This is a genomic window from Paenibacillus wynnii, assembly GCF_030812855.1.
In the GTDB taxonomy this organism is placed as follows: Bacteria; Bacillota; Bacilli; order Paenibacillales; family Paenibacillaceae; genus Paenibacillus_AQ; species Paenibacillus_AQ wynnii_A.
This window is the reverse complement of the sequence record NZ_JAUSTK010000008.1, coordinates 95305-116747: the sequence shown is the minus strand read 5'-3', so window position 1 is coordinate 116747 and position 21443 is coordinate 95305. Positions and strand designations below refer to the sequence as shown.

The 21443-nt window shown below is 46.1% G+C and carries 13 protein-coding genes; 2 read left to right on the top strand and 11 right to left on the bottom strand.

Annotated elements, in window-relative coordinates:
• The first annotated feature begins 230 nt into the window (after positions 1-230).
• The gene (locus J2T20_RS10635) at positions 231-1232 is read left to right on the top strand and encodes a LacI family DNA-binding transcriptional regulator (protein ID WP_307588263.1); all 1002 of its coding nucleotides are present in this window, start codon (positions 231-233) and stop codon (positions 1230-1232) included.
• Between the two features lie 92 nt (positions 1233-1324).
• Here the strand turns inward: J2T20_RS10635 and J2T20_RS10630 are convergent, their stop codons facing one another.
• Positions 1325-3025: an alpha amylase N-terminal ig-like domain-containing protein gene (locus J2T20_RS10630; protein ID WP_307588125.1), complete on the bottom strand. Its 1701-nt coding sequence runs from the start codon at positions 3023-3025 to the stop codon at positions 1325-1327.
• 90 nt (positions 3026-3115) lie between these two features.
• Here J2T20_RS10630 and J2T20_RS10625 point away from each other — a divergent pair, with 90 nt between their 5' ends.
• Positions 3116-4129, top strand: coding sequence for a LacI family DNA-binding transcriptional regulator (locus J2T20_RS10625; RefSeq protein WP_307588123.1), 1014 nt, complete (start codon positions 3116-3118; stop codon positions 4127-4129).
• 88 nt (positions 4130-4217) lie between these two features.
• On the opposite strand, the gene J2T20_RS10620 is transcribed toward J2T20_RS10625, so the two are convergent.
• The 10 genes from J2T20_RS10620 to J2T20_RS10575 all read right to left on the bottom strand — a co-directional run bounded on the left by J2T20_RS10620 (position 4218) and on the right by J2T20_RS10575 (position 21262).
• The gene (locus J2T20_RS10620; protein WP_307588121.1) at positions 4218-7322 is read right to left on the bottom strand and encodes a carbohydrate binding domain-containing protein; all 3105 of its coding nucleotides are present in this window, start codon (positions 7320-7322) and stop codon (positions 4218-4220) included.
• Between the two features lie 369 nt (positions 7323-7691).
• Entirely contained in the window at positions 7692-10532 is a 2841-nt protein-coding gene (locus J2T20_RS10615) for a glycosyl hydrolase (RefSeq protein ID WP_373457785.1), read from the bottom strand.
• A gap of 201 nt (positions 10533-10733) precedes the next feature.
• Positions 10734-11744 (bottom strand): ketoacyl-ACP synthase III, encoded by a 1011-nt coding sequence (locus J2T20_RS10610; RefSeq protein WP_307588120.1) that lies wholly within the window; start codon positions 11742-11744, stop codon positions 10734-10736.
• 122 nt (positions 11745-11866) lie between these two features.
• Complete coding sequence (locus J2T20_RS10605; RefSeq protein WP_307588118.1) at positions 11867-12577, bottom strand: hypothetical protein; 711 nt, start codon at positions 12575-12577, stop codon at positions 11867-11869.
• Between the two features lie 81 nt (positions 12578-12658).
• Complete coding sequence (locus J2T20_RS10600; protein ID WP_307588116.1) at positions 12659-14053, bottom strand: glycoside hydrolase family 30 protein; 1395 nt, start codon at positions 14051-14053, stop codon at positions 12659-12661.
• A 103-nt stretch (positions 14054-14156) separates the two neighbouring features.
• A complete protein-coding gene (locus J2T20_RS10595) occupies positions 14157-15731 on the bottom strand; it encodes an extracellular solute-binding protein (protein ID WP_307588114.1) in 1575 nt (524 codons plus the stop codon).
• 75 nt (positions 15732-15806) lie between these two features.
• The gene (locus J2T20_RS10590) at positions 15807-16748 is read right to left on the bottom strand and encodes a carbohydrate ABC transporter permease (protein ID WP_307588112.1); all 942 of its coding nucleotides are present in this window, start codon (positions 16746-16748) and stop codon (positions 15807-15809) included.
• Between the two features lie 13 nt (positions 16749-16761).
• On the bottom strand, positions 16762-17682 hold the full coding sequence (locus J2T20_RS10585; RefSeq protein WP_307588111.1) for an ABC transporter permease: 921 nt from the start codon (positions 17680-17682) through the stop codon (positions 16762-16764).
• Positions 17683-17949: 267 nt separating this feature from the next.
• Complete coding sequence (locus J2T20_RS10580) at positions 17950-20247, bottom strand: AraC family transcriptional regulator (RefSeq protein WP_307588110.1); 2298 nt, start codon at positions 20245-20247, stop codon at positions 17950-17952.
• 4 nt (positions 20248-20251) lie between these two features.
• Positions 20252-21262 (bottom strand): LacI family DNA-binding transcriptional regulator, encoded by a 1011-nt coding sequence (locus J2T20_RS10575; RefSeq protein WP_307588109.1) that lies wholly within the window; start codon positions 21260-21262, stop codon positions 20252-20254.
• Between the last annotated feature and the right edge of the window lie 181 nt (positions 21263-21443).

Below are 21443 nucleotides of genomic sequence, written 5' to 3'. Positions count from 1 at the left end.
TAGAATGCTTGTTTTGTAAAGAAGTAATTTGAGCTTTTTTTCCAGCTGAAAAAGGTTCGGTCTATTGCCTGTGCGGGAACCGTTTGACTTGTTTTTACATTAAGAATAGAATTAAATCAAATTGAATTTCATGTCGAATTAACTATAAAACTCCCTATTTTTATTGTGTTTTTCACGAAAAACCTATATTTAAGCCGGAAGGTGGCACTACGTTGCAATTAAACATTAAGATGATCGCCGAGATGGCTGGGGTTTCGGTTTCAACCGTTTCGAAAATTATGAATAACTATAGTGATGTTTCCGAAAAAACGAAACAAAGAGTGCTTGAGATTATCGAACAGACCGGATATTTACCCTCCAACTCTGCCAAAACGCTCGCAACCAAGAAATCCAGCTTAATTGGCGTGATTTTTGCCGGAGAATTGAACGTTGACTTTACGCATCCCTTTTTTGTCGAGGTCCTAAATTCTTTCAAGAAGCAGATGGGCGTGCTCGGTTACGACCTCATCTTCTTTTCCAATGAGAAGTTTATTAGCGGCGGAGACTATTTCTCCCGTTGTCTGCATTTCCATGTGGACGGCTGCGTCATTATTTCAGGACAGAAGATGGAGAATGCTATTCAAGAGCTCGATATGAGCAGTATTCCTTGCATTGGAGTAGATCTGGAGCTGAAAGGCAAAAAGTCGGGATATGTCATGTCGGATAATTTCAAAATCTCATCCAAGGTTGTGGAGCACTTCTATTTGCTTGGATACAGAGAACTTGGATTTATCGGAAGCACGGCAGATTCGAACATTTCTAACAAGCGGGAAGAAGGCTACATCAAAGCCATTGAAGGCTTCGGTATGACTGTGAATGAGAAATGGTTTGTGCACGGAGATGACTTCTTTGAACCTAGCGGGTACGCAGCCATGAAGCAATTATTACAGGCCGGTAATTTGCCAAAAGCCATCTTCGCTGCTTCCGACCTGCTTGCACTCGGAGCCATTCGGGCCTTGAAGGAGCATGGGCTCCGTATCCCGGAGGATGTTGCCATCATTGGGTGTGATGATATTGAGGCTTGTAAATATACCAGCCCCAAGCTGACGACCATCCGCCAGAACAAGGAAAGACTTGGCGTGCTCGCGGCTCATATGCTCTTCGACCTGATAAATAATCAATCCGAGGGCGGCTCCTTTGTCGTCGAACCTGCCTTGGTTGTCCGGGAATCCTGCGGAAGCCAGAATAGGTAGGGTAGACACCGATACCAGCGTTGACCATGAAATCCCTGTTTACAAACAAGAGACCCAACACTTTTATAGTGAAGGGTCTCTTTTCTTTTCGTTTAATCCAACATAAGACACCCGAAAGGATCTATCTGCAAATAAAGTCTATCCGTGTTCTTAAAGGTCGATCCAGACAACAAATCTGTAAGAACACTCTTATTCGAGTGGTAAGGGGACAGTTCCAGTTGATAGCTATTTGGAGAGTTATTGATGATTAGTCCCATATTGTGTAGACCGCTCTTCCTTACATAGCCAAGTACATTGCGTGCTTCATCCGTAAACCATGGATGGAACGAACCTTTTCGCAGCACATCATGGCTCATTCTTAACGAAATCAGCTGTTGGTACCATTTGAACAGTTCCGTATTCTGATCCTGCTCCTGCCAAAGCATTGGTTTTCTGCAGTGAGGGTCGGTAGCGCCTTCCATGCCAACTTCATCTCCGTAATAGATCATCGGAATGCCTACATAGGTCAGCTGAAAGAAAACAGCCAGCCTCATCCGCCGTTCTGCAGTGCTCTCCCGGTCCCATCCACGTCCTCCCTGCTTGCAAGCCGTCATAAACCGCAGGGTATCGTGGCTTCCAATAAGCTGGAACATTGCCGAATTAGCTCGGTCGTTATACAAGGCTTCCTGATGGAGGACTTGTTCCATAAAGCGGGCAGGACCCGTCGATTGTTCAGCGTAGAATTCCAACATCGCATCACGCAGCACATAGTTCATAGTACCGTCGAACTGATCCCCTCTCAGCCATGGCCCGGAAGCGTGCATAATCTCACCAATCAGCAGCAATTCAGGATAATCCGCCTTAAGTTCTTTGCGAAAACGTGCCCAGAATAACGGATTGACTTCATTAGCCACATCCAAACGCCAGCCATCAATACCTGCCTCCCGCACCCAGTACTTGGCAACGTCAATCATATAATCAGCTACTTCCACATGGTCCATATTCAGCTTAGGCATACTCACTTCAGCTTTGCCGAACGTTTCATAACTCGGAGCCGGGCTCTGTGTGACCGGATAGGAATGAATGAAGAACCAATCCTTATACAGGGAGTTCTCCCCTTTTTGCAGCACATCCTTAAAGGCAAAGAAAGCGTCCCCTGAGTGATTGAACACGGCATCTAAAACAACCTTGATTCCATGCTGGTGTGCCACACTTACCAGCTTCTTCAAACCGTCCAAGTCCCCGAATGCCGGGTCGATGTTATAGTAATCGGTGGTATCATACTTGTGCTCTGAAGGAGACTCAAATATAGGCGTCATATATATAACGGTGATCCCCAGCTCCTGCAGGTATGGAATTTTGTCCGTTATCCCTTGCAAGGTTCCCTGATTATAGCTGCTGGGATAAATTTGGTAGGTAATTGCATCCGAGATCCATGAAGGAACCTCCAGCGCTTCAGAACGGTGAAAGTACGCATATTGAAAAGATCCCGCACGTTCCCGATTCTCCGAAATTCCCCGCTCTCCATACCATAGATAATCACCGGATGTATTTTCTACATAGAACAAATATCTGCTTCTTTTAGTGTCCGTCTTAATCATAGCTTCATGAATCTCATAGGCACCGGCTGATCCGATTCTCTCCATTAATAGAGGGATTTCCTTTCCCGGGGAATCATATCGGTCGGAATGAATAACGGTACAGGATAATTGCTGGCCGCTTTGAACAAATAATCTGAGCTTCAAGACACCATGACCTACCGGAAAAGCAAACGGATCTTCACACGTATGATACAAAAACCATTTTTGGGACATAAAATACAACTCTCCTTCTATCCATCTATCGTTCGTTTATATTTATGTTATTATGGTTACAAATCATGTTACAAGTCGAGAGGGAAAACGATGAAGGTAACCATTTCGGATATTGCCAAAGCTGCCAATGTGGCTAAATCCACCGTATCAAAGGTGCTAAACGATTCTCCAAAAATATCGCAGGAAACGAAGCAAAGAGTCCGGGAAATCATGAAGCAAATGAACTATACCCCCAGCAGCATTGCTACGCAATTAGCCAGACAAAGCAGTTACAACATCGGCTTGCTTGTAGATATGTCCAAAGAAAGTGAATTCTTGAACCAGTTCTTTTATAACATTATCGGTGGAATTGAGAGCGTAATCGTCTCTCTGAAATATGAACTGACCCTTTCGAATGTGCAGCATAGTAACCCAGAAGGGCATTTTCTCAATAGACTTGTGCTTAGTAAACGTGTTGACGGGATTATTGCCAACAACTCTGTGTTGACGGAGGAACTGTCTGCAGAACTGGGTCGCCTCCAGTTCCCCTTTATATCCATTGGTGAGCTTGCGGGCTCCGCAGGCTGGGTGGACTTTGATAATGAACTGGGCGGAAGAATGCTAACCAGCCATCTGCTGGAACAAGGCTACTCCGCTGTTGCCTTTATTGGTGGTGAAGAGAAGGAAAAAATATTTACCCACCGCTGTAACGGTTACATGCAGGCTCTTCATCAGTCCGGTTTCACCGTACATAAGGAATGGATTGTGAATTGTAAAGCCAATGAGCATGAAGGGTACCAAGCCGCTCTAAAGCTTCTGCAAGGGGAAAACCCGCCCGATTCCATCGTATGCATGAGTAATTATGTTGCCTTCGGTGTACTTCAGGCTGCCAAGGAACTCGGCATTAATGTACCCTCACAGCTCGGTGTCGCCGCTTTCGATGAATATCCCTTATCCCGATATACAACACCTCCTTTAACATCGCTTAATATTGATACCTTTAAGCTCGGTGTATCTTCAGGTCATTTGCTGATGGACCGAATCCTTAACCCTAATATGCCAACACGTCATGTACTGCTGGAGCCCGAGCTCATTCCGCGCGAATCTACCCTGAGGAATTCTTAACTTATCAATAAGCGACTCCCGCTGGGAGCCGCTTATTGGCTTTTATTATTTTCAAAGATATAGGCTTCTTAATGTTTTACTTAAAGATTTATTGGTCCTTCCAGCGTTGAACCGTTAGCGTCACGGTCTGTGCTCCGCCGGATGGTGTCAGCGTACGGTTGGCTATATCCGCATTTGCCGTAGTGGTTTCCACTGTCGCCCAGGTTCCGCGTGTCATCTTGTACTGTACTGCTGTTCCAGCAGGAAGACTTAATGTAATGGAATAAATGCCATCGCTTCCTTTGGTGAGCTGGTAGGCAGGATCGGCAGCATTCCAGTTGTTGAACGTGCCGGTGAGATACACTGGTCCGCTGGCTGGTGTAGTGGACGGAACGGTTACTCGGAACGTAACACTGTCCGCCTGTGGTACTCCTGCAGTGATGCTGCCGTTAACAAGACTCCATGTCCCGCTGTCAAAATGATAGTTACTGCTTCCGTTACTATCCCACGTACCACTGCCGTTATTAAAGGCTGCAGTCAACCCCGTGGCACTGCCTAACTGGATAGTGATCGTACTGTATCCACTATAAGAAGAGGATTGCATTTGTACGCCTGGCGCCGTCGTCCAAGTTGTAGCTCCATCCAGCTTGTAATGAATATAGGAACTGCTGAACGATGTATTCTTATAGTAGATCGTAACACTGTTTCCCGCCGGTGTTGTCACTGATGCCGCTGCGCTAGCCCCAGATAAATTCGCGGCTGCATCATACGCCTTCACCGTATAGCTATAGGACGTATTGGCCGTTAATCCGTTATCTGTATACGCAGTTGTTGATGAGGTGCCAACTTTGACGCCATCACGGTAAATCTCATACCCCGTTACCGCTACGTTGTCACCCGCTGCACTCCAGGTGATGCTGGCAGAAGTTGCCGACACGGCCTGTGCGGCTGTATTTAACGGTACGGTTGGAGCTTCCGTATCTATAATCGGAGGCACTGGTGCGCCCGACTGGATGCTTCCGGTTGGTGTATACGTCCAAGTCCCTGTGCCGAACAGATAATTCAAACCGCCATTGCTGTCCCACGTGCCGCTGCCGTTATTGAAGCAAGCTTCAAGTTGGGTTGCCGAGCCGATATTAATCGTAATTTTGTTATAGCCAGTGACCTCTGATACAGGCATCACCACACCCGGTGCCGTCGTCCACGTGCCTCCGACAGGACGGTACTGGATATAAGGTGTAGTGTAGCCTTGCTTATAATAGACAGTCACATTATTCCCTGCCGGTGTCGTTGCGAAGGCAATTGCACTTAGTCCTGATAGATTACCTGCAGCATCAAAGGCCTTGACCGTATATTGATAGGTAGTGCTAGAAGTTAAGCCATTATCCGAATAGGAAGTCGAAGCCGTTGTTCCAACCTTAATTCCATTGCGGTAAACCTCATATCCCGTTACACCCACATTGTCTGTAGAAGCGGTCCAGCTCACCAATACGCTGGAAGCGCCTTGTGCCACTGCTGTCACATTTGTAGGAGCAGTTGGAGCAATCGTATCTACGATCAGCTGCTTCGCGTAAATTTTGGAGCTATTCGCACCCACAGAGACTGAGATTTGCTTCCCGGAAGCTCCACCGGATTGAACAGTCACTGTATCCGCTGTATTTAATTGATTCACTAGAACGGTTCCCACAGCCAAGGTGCTTTCTGCACGCAGAGGAATGGTTACACTTTGTGTACCGCTGGTTGCGTTACTGAACACAGAGATGACTTCCTGTCCCAGATTGGCTCCACTATCCACACGACGGGAAAAAGCATACAGATTCTGAGCAGACCACATTTCACGCTGTGTTCCCGTTCTCAGGGCTTCGTAGTTACTACGGATCCCGTTCAGCTTCGCCACATATTGATAAGTGCTTGTATTTTCATTGAAATAATTCTCCAGTACATTACCGCTCGCATCCCGCTTCACCATGGACCAACGGTTCCACGTATCGGCGATTCCGCCTGTCATCAGTTGTCCATTGCCATTTCCTTTATTCTGTTCTGTCCCTTGGAAAACAACTGGAGTTCCCCGTACCGTAAAGATGAAGGTAAGAGCATTCTGCAGCTTCTCCACACTTCCGCCAGCCTCTGTTAAGAAGCGGTTACGGTCATGGTTATCGATAAAAGTAACCATGTGATTGGCATTCCCATTGTAGTTAGAATCGAGTGCCAGTGTGCTTTTGACATTAGCATCGAACGACTGTCCATAAGCAAAGCTGTTAAGCACAGAGAAGAACATAGGGAAATCCAGCATGCCCCACTCTTTATTGGTGCCGACCCAGCGTGAGACAAAGGATACATTGCCATCGAAGTTCTCTCCAAAGGTATTCACACCCAGCAAATTTTGCAATTCGCCAATATCTGTAGGTTTAATTAACTTAGCGGCGTCCACACGTGCTCCATCGGCTCCTGTATAGTCAAACCATGCCTTGATGGAGTTAAAAACAGCCGCTTTGGCTTCTGGAACATCAAAGTCGATGTCATCCAGTCCACCTAAATCGTGATTCTCAAGATAATCTTGTGCCCATTGATCATATCTACCGTCTGTAAGGCTCCAGTTAATATCTCCGTTATGGTGATACCACGCCGGATTATTGAACGGTGCCACAGGCTGCAGGCCGGCGATATCATAGTAAGCCTGAGTTCCAAGCATATAGTCTCCGATATGATTCGGTACGACATCGATGATTACCTTGATGCCCTGTGCATGCGCTGCATCCACCAGTGCTTTCAGTTTCTCTTTCGTTCCGAAGTAAGGGTTAGCCGCATTTGGGTCCTTAACATTGTACCCGTGGTAGGCTGTGTTTTTCCCCGTTCCATTGTTATCCCGATTGGTCATCTGCGGCTCAGCTACCGGTGAGATCCAGATGGCTGTATAGCCCATATTCTTAATGTAGGGAAGCTTGTCGATAACCCCCTGCCAGTCCCCGCCTTTCATATATCGAAAATCATCTTCAGAAGTTTCCCCGTAACGTATTGCTGAGCCTGTAGCATTGTTGGTGGAGTCTCCATCGTTGAAACGGTCAACCATAATCTGATAAATAGAGTCGTTCTCCGTTATGGTGCCAATACTCGCCGCATGAGCTTTTGATGGTGATAAAACAAACAGTTGAATAGCAATGGAAAGAACCATAGACGTAATCAGAATCGGTAAAAGCCATAATTTACGTTTCAATTCCTCATCTCCCTTTCTTAATAAAGCGCATACAAAACTGTGGATTAACTTCTCTGCCTGGTAATGGTTAGAAACTCCCCGGGGTAAATCAATCTTTTCTGCTGAAATAATGGTCAAATTCGGAGGATGCAGCTGCAGTGTAGGTTAACAATTAAAAGGTAAAAAGGATTCGTGGTGCTAGCTGGAACGAGGCGATAGGTGTAGCTGTAAAAAGAATCATCACTTAGGGAAACCGGTTTCCCAATAAGAAAATAACATGCGTTTCTATACCTTGTCAACCTAAAACTGCTGTATTTTTGCACACAAACACATCACAAAACAGCGCGGCCCAGGATTTCTCCAAGAACCGCGCTGTTTTTATCTAAATTTTTATTCCATCGTATACGTATATTGCGGTGAATCGTATTGCGGGCCGGATTTCTCATACGTGAACCAATACTTCAGAGCCTGACCGGTGCTAATTCCACTTACCGTATACTCCCATGCTGAGCCGTTCAAAGTCATACGTAAATTGAGCTGCGGCCCATTATTTATTGTGTAGTGCACATCTACATAGAGAGCACTAGTTGTAGGTGTGAAGGCGATCTTAGCTGTAGTCGCCCCTGTCTTCGTAACCTGTGCAGTATAATCCGGCGTTGTAATCACACCTCCGCCGCTGCTGTCCATTGTTACTGCAACCGCATTACTCGCTCCTGACACATTACCCGCCGCATCGTTTGCTTTTACCGTAAAGGTATATGCTGTGTTCGCGGACAATCCGCTTACGGTTGCTGATGTTCCTGTCACCGGCAGTGATCCACCGTTGTAATAAACGGTGTAGCCTGTCACCCCCACATTATCGGTTGATGCTGACCATGACAAGGATACACTGCTTGATGTTTTGCCTGTAGAAGCAAGATTAGCTGGTGCTGAAGGTGCAGTTGTATCTCCGCCTCCACCCCCGTTCCCGGTGTTGAAGCTGTTGGCCGGAACCGAAACACTAGTACCGTCAGAGAAGGTAACGGTCTTCGCAACGTTGGTGTAGTTATAAGCAATGTAGGTCTTTACTCCATTTTTGTTAAACACTGCTGCTATCGGGGAATTAGCTGTAATCGTTGAATCTGCATTGCCCATGGCATCCAAATTGTAGATCCAGTGATACGTATTGGCCTTGGAGTTGCCGCCTTCCGTTCCCCCGGATCCCTCAGCCGCTCCGGTAACCATAGAGCCAATTCCTGCACTGAACTGGGATTTGGCTTCCGTAGGATTTGAGATTGCCCGGTACATCCAGACTAGATCCCGCCACATATCCCAACTCGTTCCGCCATTTTCCGAAAGCATGGCGTTGTAATTTTTGTTCGCGTAGCTAGGATAATGAGTCAGATACAATGATCCCGCTGTAATTGGCAGCCAGTTAATGCCGTGGACCTGCTCCGGATTTGCAGTGAACCACGTTCCGTTGGCTCCCTTGCCGCCCCAAATCATAGTTACAACAGAAGGCGTGTAGGATGCAGGGTGAGTATTGTCCTGAACATCGAACCAATATTCGTTAACCGCATTCATTTCCGTAGTGTAGAGATAAATGCCAAGATCACGCACCGTTGTATTGCCTGTGGCTTCACCCCATAAAATCAGCCCCGTCCAGGCGTTCATTGCCTCAGAAGAGGATTCGTTATTGTTGCCGTCATCGAACTTAGCATGACCCGAAGCCCAGGTGTGGCCCGCGTAAGGATCAAAATTACGGAGGAATGGAAACATGGTATCGTTGCGGTCAATGTTCGCAATGTCGCGAATCAACAAATTCACCATCGGCGCATAGTTGCTGGCCCATGTCTTGTCGGTACGAGCCACCTCTGCCGCTGCCTTAATGAAATAACCATAGTGGAAGTGATGGTCATTCAGCTCATCTGCACTGCCGAAGCTAGCAGGATAGCCGATTAATGTTCCCCAATTGTTGTTGTAATAGAACAGGTTGCTGCTCTTCAGATTGCCGCTACCATCACTTGCCTTAAGCCAATCCTGCAGCCGGTTTTTGATTTCTCCCCGGAACTGATTGGCGGCCGCCGTATCTCCGACCTGATCCGCAATCGGTGCCAGCACAGCCAGCTTGCCTAACCGTTTACCGAGATAATAAGTATCGTTTCCGCCCGTGTAGGTCAAGGCTTCTTCTTCGTTGACGTACCCGCCGAGGGTCGTTTTGTTATAACTTCCTTTATCGGGTAGAGACGGCAGTACACCCGTAAACTTCATATTTGTAGTAAAAGAGGAGCCTTCACCCGTCTTTATCGTTCCTCGTACGGAGTTGTAGGTATAGGACAAAAGCGACTGTGCTGTATTTTTCCATTGATGTGGGTAAAGAGCGTAGATCGTGCCGTTTTGGGTACCTTCTTTAGGTGTTGTCGTATAAGTAAAAGTCGTAGAGACCTCGCTGTTAGCCGGATTGTAGGAGTAGTTCATCTTCGTGTCTGTTACATGCGAATAGGCATATTGCTTGAATTTATTCAGTGTGGCTGCTGTATTATCGGGGAGTACCGCTATCGAAAAATAATTCTTTCCATTCAGATTGTTCGTCAGGGTGTTCGTTCCAATTCCGGACCAGGTGCTTCCTGTCGGACCAAACAACGCGTAATGAGCTCCTTCCATCGTAATCCCGAGCACGGAGCTGCTCGCTGTTCCCGACCATATCGTAGGTGGAGAATAGAATTTCAGTGCGGGATTGCCGCCCCCGTATGAGAAGTAAACGAAAGGGGAACCGTGTCCGTACGTAGCTGTTATGGAGTTCGTACTGCTCTGATAAAGCGCTTTCACAAACCAATCATTAAAACCGTCCACTTTGGCATCTGGGAACGTTGCTGAAGCGGAATGACCGACGGTAAAGTCATGGATATCATTCATCCAGCCCGCAATGGCGGCGCTGTTCGTCGTAATCCGATTGCCTGGGTAATAAATCCTCATCCCGTCACTCTGGTTTTTGACAGCTAGGGGATGCGGAAACTGTGCATTGGAGTATGGAGTCCACGCAAGGCTGCTCCACCAGTCGTTCGTCGGCATTTTTCCGGTAACATTACTAGACTTATAGATTTGAGACAGTACATCAGTAACACCTGGAGGTAAGACGGTCGAATAACTGCCTGAACCCATAGGAACCTCGCCGGAGAATGCAGAACCTATGCCCGGCAGCATATTAAGCATAAGAAGGAAAACCAATCCAAACCGAAACACATGTTTCATTTGAAAGCCTCCTAAATAAAGGGTGGAAAGTCGTTTTCGTGAATTCCGGCATCGAAAATAGCGAAATTCGTAAGTTATTCGAAGTTAAATCACTCACTTTACCGAAAACGATTTCGATGATATTATGTCTTATTTAATTTAACATATCAAGTAATATTTATCTGAATATGGGTATTTATTTTCGATTCTTAACTAAGCTGCTTATAGAGGCGTAGGATCGGATATCTGCTGATCCAAATCCAGCTGTACCAACAACCCGGCGTGCGTAAGTCCGGCACCGAAGCCGTACATTAGAACCTTCTGGCCATTCTGCACTTTGCCTTCACGGATACCCATATCGAGCGCCAAAGGAATCGTCGCAGCGGAGGTATTGCCAAAGTTCACAAGGCTATACAGAACCTGCTCCATGGAGTAATTCATTCTCTCACAAATGGGTTCAATAATTCGCAGATTGGCGCTATGAGGGATAAACCAATCTACTTGATCCAGCCCGGTTTCCGCCTTCATAAGCAGCTGTTCGACCCCTTGAGGAACCGTTCTAACCGCCCAGCGAAACACCTCTCTGCCGTTCTGAACTAACATTTGTGAGTCAATCAACTCGATATCATTAATGGAGCGGGATAGAGCTGTTCGATACACATGCTGAGCCCCGCTTCCGTCACTTCCCAGGTTAAATCCGAGAAATCCTGATAACTCCTCAGACTTCTCCACCAATACTGCACCTGCCCCATCACCAAATAAGATACAGGTACTGCGGTCTGTGTAATCTGTTATTTTAGAAATAGTATCCGCACCGATGACTAATACCTTACGATGTAGCCCTGAGGCCACAAAGCTGTTGGCTGTATGCAATCCATATACAAAACCTGAGCAGGCCGCACTCAAATCCATAGTCCCGGAAGTCACTGGAATCCCCAAACGATGCTGAATGATGGAAGCTACTGTGGGAAAGGTGAAGTCAGGTGTGCTGGTAGCCACAATTACCATGTCCACATCCTGAACGCTTTTACCGTACCGCACGATCAAATCCTCTACGGCAGCCACACATAAATCGCTGGTGAACTCATTCTGTCGGCTGATTCTACGTTCCCGGATTCCGGTTCGTTGAACAATCCATTCATCATTGGTCTCCACCATACGTTCCAGATCAGTATTCGTTAGTCTTTGAGCCGGAACGTAAGATCCGATAGCTGTAATTTTAGCTCCTGTCATCCCTTCACCCCTCTAATTAGTATCTAGTATTAGTACTTGGTACTAATTATAACAAAGAGAAAGCCTGATCTGCAACTGCAGTCAAACATTCTCAAATCCATTGAAGCTTTTTCTCAGAACAGCTATGACTTCCGCAATCTTCTTTTTCTCAACCCAATAATCACAGCTGCCGCCGCTAAAATAACAAAAAGGCCTACAGCAATGCCAATATTCCTAAAGTTGGGTACGTAAATCACCATACGAATGGGTTCGGAATCAATCATCTTAATATGCCAGGTTAAAGTCCTTCCATCCTGCACCGCCGCATTGTTATCGCCATAGACATTGAAAGGCAAGGTTAGACTAAAATCAAAAGCGAAGCCCTGCAGCATCAGCCGGACTAGTGGTTTTGATAGAGTTGATGAATCTATATTTTGCAGGATTTTATCGGAATAGGAGTTTAAATGAAGCTGCGTTTCCACTGCATATTTGGTATACAGCCACCTGTCTGTTGTCTCCACGTTCGTATCCACCAGATCGCTGTTACTGTGGCTCATCATGGACCTCAACTCTTGAAAGGAAGCGTACGTTTTCAGATATTGATACTCTGTTGAGCTACCGTCTTGGCTTTTCTGAAGTGGAATGCCTACCTCCTGCAATCTAGTGATCAGGTCATCCATCCTACCGCTTACCATCGATTGTGTACGAGAATCCAGACGGAGGTTGACTGCCGTATCAATACTCCCGTTCCTATTCACGGTAACATTGGCAGATCCTTTGGCGCAACCGGATAAAAGAACCAGCGTAAGAGCCAGTAAAACAAAGATGGAAATTTTTCGCCATCTATACCGCATTTGCTCCACCCCTCTATTAAACCCATCATACAGGTATAGAGAGCAGGCATCCATAGTTAAAGTAAAATCAAGATTAATGCCTTAAGTAGTCCTCCAACAATACGTCCCCACCGTCTTTGCTGGAAGTACAGCCGTGAACTGATTCCCCTCACATAACACTCGAAACTCCTGTTCCGATTCGGTTTGATTGATGACCACCGCAATCACACTACCGTCAAGGTTTCGGAATACAACATTCGTTACGGTATCGGTTGAGCCGTAAGTGCTCTCGATCCTTACCGCACCCCGCCGAACAAAACGGGTAAACTGCCCCAGCAAATAATATTCGGGAGTCAGCCAATAACGATCTGCCTCTGTTGCATCCTGAATGAACATTGTCGGCCCCGGTGTTCCAAGCCATTGATGCGTTCCAATTCGGCTGTCGAGCATAGTGACCCACGCATTGTAGCTGCTGGCATAGTTACGAAAATACAACGCTATGCGATCTGCTCCCTGTGTACCCCATACTGATCGCTCAGTCAGATAAATCGGCTTATCCGGGTATGAGGCATGGATCTCGCTCATAAGTTCCGGCTCTCCTTCATAATCGTGAAGAGCAATCCCGTCTACTGCCGCGAATCCGTCTATATCATCTAGTATCGGTGTTACATAAGCCCGGACATCACTGAAATTTTGATCGAAAATCCAGATTTCCGTTTCCAATCCATGCTCAGTGAATTCCTTTTTTAAGGCCAACGCCAACTCTTTCTGCCGCTCCGGGGACATGTAGCAGCTCGGATAATCCGTTTCCAGCAAGGGTTCATTTTGCAGAGTCATTGCATAGATTGGAATGCCCTGTTCTAGGTAGGCTTGAATCGCCAGACGATAATACTTAGCTAATGCTTCAGTGTACTCTATACCTTCCTTTAACTGTCCTCTTTTCAAACTTCCATTCGTCTTCATCCATGCAGGGGGGCTCCAGGGTGATGCGAATAGAAGGGTGTCTGGTGCAGCCGCCAGAAGCTCCTGAATCGTATTTATAATCGATAAATCTATATCTTTTTGAATCGAGAATTGCTTCAGTTCGAAATCCGTTTCGCCATCGGCGATATCATTATAAGTGTAGAAAGACTGTGCCGTAAAATCCGACGTTCCTAGCGTAATTCGAAAAAAATTAAATCCAATTCCCTGATCCCCTTTGTCCGTCAATTGTCTCAGAATACTCGTACGTACTGAAGAACTCATCTTAGACAGGTTATGGACTGTTGTTTCTTCCACAGAGGTGCCTATCCCCAGAATCTCTTGATAGGTATGATCTGGTGAGATTATAATAGTGCTCCTACTAGTTGCTTCTGGAGCCGTCCACTGAATATCCGGCTGACGACTTAGCTGGTGGGTAAGTTCAGCAGGATCTTGAAACCATTTTTTATCCCCGGGCATCGATTCCGAACTGAGCCATACTTCCACCTTTTCTGAGGTTCCTATTCTACTAGCCATGTGCTGAATCTCTCCTTTTAATATATGGGTTTAGATTTTCCCTTTATGGATAAAAAGAAAGCGGCGAAAACTCCGCCGCTCCCCCTTTTTTCATGAATCCAGTTTATTGAATTCCTTTTTCATCAAAATACTTACCGGATTCCTCTTGAACATAAGCTAGTAGTTTTTCAACACCCGCTGCTTTCAGCTTCTCACGGTAGGTTTTTAAAGAAGCATCTACATCCGGGGTCAAGCCCAGCATAAGCGGTTTTCCATATTGCTCGAAGACTTGGTTAACAGCTGCCAGTTCGGTTTTTACAGGCTCATAATCCAGATAGATAGGCCCGAAAATGTCCTGTTTGCTGATTGGCTTGAACTCTTCCTTCAGTGCATCCAGTCCCTCCCAGCCTCCTTTTTCTTTCTTCATATTCCCTTCATACCGCCAGCCCCAGCTTGCTATGTCATAACGCGGAGTCACGTTCAGGTCTACGCCCGGTGCCGGAATGACAATCGTCTTATCGTCCTCGCCTTTAGCCCAGTGCGTGCCTTCAATTCCGTACGTCATCAGGTTAAAGTACGCCGGATCATTACGAAGCTTGTCGAGCACCATGAGTGAACGCTCCGGGTTCTGTGAGCTCTTCGGAATCGCCATACCGTTTGCGATTGGGAGTGTAGGAATAACATAGTTGTGGAAACGGGTGAATGGGAAATACCCAACATCCATCTTCAGTCCCTTGGCTTGGATCTCGTTAATAAAGCCGCCCGCACTGGACGGGTTACGCCAGTAAATAGCGCCTTGCCCAGTCTTAATGAAATCGCCTGCTTCTTGCTTAGAGGAGAGGGAGTTTTTGTTCCAGTAGCCCTTTTCTTCCCACTCCTTCATCTTTTTCACCCAAGCCTCATACTCATCCGTGAAAGGAACGATCTGAATATCACGCGGGTTCTCATAGGAGGTAGCACCGATAATCTCTCCGCTGATCATCTGGAAATCATTCCAGAACCGGAACAGGCGGTTTACGTTTTCATAGGCCGCTCCGTTGATCGGAGTTACATTTTTCTTGGTTTTTACCGCATCAAAATACGCTTCAATGGAAGCCAGATCCGTAAATTCCGGTAGGCCGAATTCTTTAAGCCAATCTTCCCGGTAGACATAACCGTCCGGCGTGTACTCGGAGTTGGTATTAGGCACTGCGAAAATCCCATCGCCCACCGTAACTGAATCCCAGTCCTGCTTAGGCACATTTCCCCAAGTCACCGGAGCATTCACGGGCAGCAGTTCTTTTAGATCCAAGAAGGCACCTTGCTTAGACAGCTTGTAGAAGTCGGCCCAGTTGGAGGCAAAAATCATATCGATTTTTTCTCCAGAGGTTAACAGCAGGTTATATTTGGTCATCCAGTCATTCCATGTCGTAAATTTCACGTCGATGGTTGTATTCAGGTCCTTCTCGAGCATTTTGTTCCACTCGGCGATAATCTTATCCTGATCCTTATGCGCATCGCCAACCAGATACCAGGTAAGCTTCACCTTTTTTAGCGTCTCTTTGCCCGCTTCACCTTCATTGGCAACCTTGGTTTCATTCGTATTTGTACCTTTGTTTTCCGCTGCCCCGTTGTTATTTCCGCCCCCACAGCCCGCAACCAGCGAGATCAATAAAGACATCATAAGAACTAGCGTTAATCTCTTTGTTCTCTTTCTCACAATTGACTCCTCCTTAAAGTTTGTCACCCTGTCAGTACTATAAAAATAAATGCTATGTCAGCCGGTCACCCGGTTCTAACCTTTGACAGCTCCAACCGTTAGTCCCTTCACGAAGTAACGCTGAACGAACGGGTAGAGCAAAATAACCGGACCCGTGGCGATGACTGCGACAGCCATCTTTAACGTTTCTGTAGGCGGTACGACGTTCGCAGCCAGATATGACCCGTTATTCGTCTGCAGAACCGCTGCACTGGACAGAATTTTATAGAGCAGGAACTGCAGCGGGAACTTTTGATCCGATGTGATAAACATGTTGGCATTGAACCAGTCATTCCAGTATCCGAGCCCAAGAAACAAACCAATCGTTGCAAGTCCCGGTGTGGACAGCGGAAGGATCAGCTTCCAATAAATTCGGAAATCTCCGGCACCGTCAATCTTGGCTGATTCCACAATGGATTCTGGAATAGACTTCATGAAGCTTCTCATGAGGATGATATTCCAGGCACTAAGCAACGGTGGAAGGATCAAAGCCCAATAGCTGTCCTTCAGATCCAGATATTTCGTCATCATGATATACCAAGGGATCAGTCCGCCGCTGAACAGCGTCGTGAAGTAAATAAAGAATGAAAGACTGTCACGATAAGCGAAATCCTTACGGGACAATACATATCCAGCCATTGAGGTAAGAAATAATCCCAGCAGCGATCCCACTACGGTTACTCCAATGGTTACACTGTAAGCGTGGTAAATCTGCTCCGGTGTACTAAACACAGATTTATAGGCTTCGAACGATACGGTGCTGGGGAAGAGCTTAAACCCCTCGGATATGATCTCTAATTCATCCGTGAACGAACCCACAACAATGAGCCAGAATGGAATGAGACAGATTACCGATATGAGGGACAGCAAGGTATATCCGATAAGGTTAAATATTAGGGTCTCTTTGTCATCCTTGATTCTAGTGCTTTTTTTTCTCATCCTCCGAACTTTCGGCAGCGTTTCAATCTCCGTACTCATGCTTATCCCCCCTTTAGAACAATGCGTATTCTTCGCGTGTTTTCTTAATAATGTAGTTAACAAGCATGATGATTACGAACCCGAAGAAGGACTGGTAGAGCCCCGCAGCTGTTCCCATACCAATATCGAAGTTGACGGTTAGTGAACGGAAAACATAGGTATCAATGATATCTGTGACATCGTACAACATGCCGTTGTTCCCGATAATTTGATAAAACAGATCGAACTGGCCTTTCATGATGCCACCGAGACTGAACAGAATCAGCAATATGAAGGTAGGCATGAGCAGCGGCAGCGTGATGCGGCGGATTTGTTGAAATATATTAGCCCCATCGATCTTAGCAGCCTCGTAATATTCATCACTAATACTCATAATGGCTGCCAAATAGATAACCGTCCCGTAACCGATCCCTTTCCAAATATTGAAGAATACAATGATGTACTTCCATGGTGTCGTCTGAAGGTAGAAATCGTACGGCTGTAATCCTAATTGCTTCAGCAAGGTGTTAATGACCCCGAAATCGGAGAACAGGTTGAAAACAAATGCTCCTACAAGCACCCAAGATAAAAAATAGGGCAGAAACATAAGCGACTGCGCTGTTTTTTTGAAAAACTTGCTGGAGAGCTGAGCTAGAAATATGGCGCAGATCACCTGCATAATGTTACCCAGAATGATAAACGCCAGATTGTAGAGCACTGTATTTTTCGTCAAATTCCATAAGATACCCGACTTATACAGAAACTCGAAGTTTTTCAGCCCGATGAACTCGCTTCCGAACAGTCCCCCGTCAAAATCGAATTTGGTAAAAGCGTAGTACACGCCAACCATAGGTATGTAGCTGAAGATGAGAAAAAATAACAGTGTAGGAGCAACCATCAGAAACAGCACCTTGTTCCGATTAAACTCCCGAATGATCCCGCCTTTTCCAGGCATAATGTTATAACCTCCTTAACCTTTTTCTTATTGTCATGAGCCGTTATTCTTGTTCCTCGGCTGCAATCCCCATATTAGAAGACGCCGGATAAGCGGGCAACTAACCATACCCGATATGACTCACTTTCAGCCCGAAATCGGAACTACGTTATTCCGAACACACTCCCTTTTTCCGACACAACCCAGTTGTATCAAGGCTTTCGGCAAAATAAAAGGAAGGCAGGAGACATCCTCCCACCTTCCCATTCCAACCCTGATGCTATAAACTTAGGCGAGAATAGCATCATCCGCATTGCCGTCATTTAGTTGTCCTCTGCCACTTTTGCGATATTCTGCCGGCGTCACCCCGTTATGCTTTTTGAACGCTTTATAAAAGTAGGGATTGTTCGCAAATCCGGTCTGCTCTGCAATGTCCCCGATCGAATCATCGGTCTCAATCAACAGTTCACGAACCTTAGTCATCCTTACCTCCTGGATATATCCGAGGATTGTCTGAAAGGTATGCTGCTTAAATACCCTGCCGATATAGGTAGCTGACATTCCCATTTCATCCGCCAGCATTTCAAGAGATAGGTTCTGATCGGCGTACTGTTCGTCAATAAACCTTCTGATGCGTCCGGGCAAATCATCCTGTCTGTTCTTCTTTTTCTCATCCATATACTTTTCCAGAAGATCGAACAGATCCATGTACCGCTTCGTAACCTCCTCAAGTGTCTCCACCTGTGTGTGCGTATACAATTGATGTGACGGAATCGTTAGTTCTTCTGAGGACGGTGAATGCTGCCGGATCGTTCGAATGGCATTTTGAACCGCAAACGTTAAATGGGAGACTGCCAGTTGATAAGAGATGTAGGAGAAGTTGACCGTTGCCCCTATGATTTCATTGAACAAACGCTTTACTTCAACCATTCGACCCAGCATTAATTCATCAACCAGCTGTTTCTCCTTGTTCAGTGGGTATTCGTAAGATTTTGCTTTGTTCTGCTCAACGGTTTCTGCATCAATATAACTGCCGGGACCGCTGAATACACGACTGAATGACGCTTCTACTGCCTGTTGGTAAAGAGAATGCACAGATTGTATTCCCAAACCGTTCATGCTCGATGAAATCGTTATCGATAGCTTCAAATACTCCGTGACAGCTCCTTGCAGAAGATCAGAGTAATGGCGATAAGCTTCACCTTCGTCCTCCCCAGAGTCTGCAGCCTGAATGATAATGGCTCCGCGGTCCTCCCCCAAATCGGCAGTTGCGGCTGAGCGTCCTACACGGGTTAACAGTTCCTGAGCAATATTGAGAATGCCATAACGCAGCAGCTTGCGGTCATCGATCGTATATTGATCCATCAGTGAGCGATAGTCATCCATAGTGATCAGGAGAACACGACATGGCTGTGAAGGGTCAAGCTTGATTCCAAAACGCTCGAACATAACCTTTGCCCGTTCAGAGTCTGTATTTGTATAACCGTTCAATAAGCCGCGCAGATACTCCGACCGCATAACTTGGAGGCTTTCTCGCTGCTCCGACTCCAGATTAACAAGACGGGAGAGCTTGTGGTTCAAGCTCGAGAATAACTTCCGGGAACCTAAATAAGAGAGTGCTAAACCTGCAAGCAGGATGGCTGCCGCAATCCAAAATGTTTTGAAACGCATGCTGTCGATACGCTCACTTATCACTGCATACGGAACAATGCGTATATATCTCCAGCCCAAGTAATCAGGTTCGCTATAGGTGACCAGTGACTTTATGCCGTCTACAGAGGAGGCAAAGTAACCGGAAGACTGACCATTTTGCAAAATACGATCAATATAAGAAGTGCCCCGCATATCGGTCAGCATCGGTGTAGTCCAGCTGTTCGATACAAGACGTCCATTCTTATCGATCAGGAATGTATTCGCCGGGTCATTGGTAAGTGAGCCGTCAATATGCTTGTGCAGCTGAGTTTCTTTTATATTTACGATAATGGCATTTCTGCGGGGACTTTTGGCGAGCGTATCATACAGCAGGAAGGTATAAGTATCACGTTTCTTTTCTGCAATATTCCCGGCAAGTCCCTCGATCCGAAGCTTACGGGGAATGGGCATCAGTGTCTCATAGTCTTCAATGTGCCGGAGCATCTTTTTCATATCCAGATCATAAAACTCTGATTCACTGAACACCGCAGGGACACTCATATCCGTACTGACGTAAAAGGTGCTGGCTTCTGAATTATAGACATAGATCGAATCAATAAAGGGAGACGTTTCGCGATAGTTGGTTAATTGTTTTATGGCCGTCGATACGTCCACTGCGCTTACATTTGAAAAATTAAGCAGATTGGCGATATTCTGATCATTATGAATTTGCTTGGCAAAGGTTGCAGCCGTTACCGCCATAACCGAAGCCTCCTGCGTAGTCTGCGCAAGGCTGTCCATCGTCTGGTCATAAGATTGGTTCAGTGCAATTCGTTCGAAATTCAAATACAGGATACTCGATAGGATTGAAATCGTAAGAAAGACTATGACGGTCATAACGGAAAAAAACTTGCCATAGTACCTGTTCTCTTTTCCGCTCAACACCTTGGACATGGTGTTATCCCCCTTTTACCGAAGATCCTTTGGCCATAATCGTTGAATGTAGCATAAAAAGCTGCTGCTCCGCCCGAACGCTGCCGTTCATCTGGTCAATAAGTTTCTCAGCCAACAAAGCGCCCATTGCATACAGAGGCTGTTCCACAGAGCTTATTTTCGGTTCAACATAATTGGTAATTCGGATATTATCTACACCAACGACTGCCATGCTTTCCGGTACGGAGATCTTAAGCTCCGCACAGGCCTTGTACACACCAAGTGCCATTTCATCATTAGCCGTAAAAACAGCCGTGAACTCCTGGTTCTTTGCCCGTAATCGCTTAAATGCCTCATATCCGCCTTGCTCATCGAAGTCTCCAATATCCATTAACTCGGGTATGAACGTCAGCCCAGCGGACTCAAGTTCTTCCCGGTAACCTTCCTGCCGCCCAATACTGTCAGGCGCATCTGCATAACCGCTAATATAAGCGATTCGGCAGTGCCCCTGTTCCATCAGATGCTGCACAACCTCCCTGCCAATCCTGATATTATCCGTGAAGCAGCATGGAATGAACGGATGATTAATCTGGCGGCCAATGATTCCGATTGAATAATCCTCATCCGCGAAGGAGAAAATCTCTGAATCCGTTAGCTGTGGTGTAACTAGAATCAATCCGTCGACCGTACGATTCTGCAGAAGAGAAAGGAACTCCAGCTCCTTCTCCCTCTCATTTTGCGAATCACAGATTAGGATTTTATACTTCAGTCCATTGGCAGTATTCTCTATGCCTTTTATAATTTCCGCATTATAGGCAACCCCTATATCTGTTACTACAACACCTAAGGTCATGGTTTTGCGGGAACGCAGCTGCTTCCCCATCGCATTAGGCGTATAATTCAATTCTTGAATAGCCTGGAGCACCTTCTCCTTAGTCTTTCCTGTAACCAAAGGGCTTCCGTTCAGCACTCTGGATACGGTAGCGGGAGATACATCCGCTTTCCGGGCTACATCAATGATCTTACTGTCTCTCATATTTGTTCACGCTTTCATGGTTTGATAAAATCAATTATAAAGAGAAATGAAATCGATTTCAATAGAGGATAATCGGATCATAATAAAAAAGTTCTGATTATCCTTCGCTTGATAACCAGAACGTAGTACAGAAATTATCTTGCTATATAGACTGAACTTTTGATTTACAGGTGAATTCAAA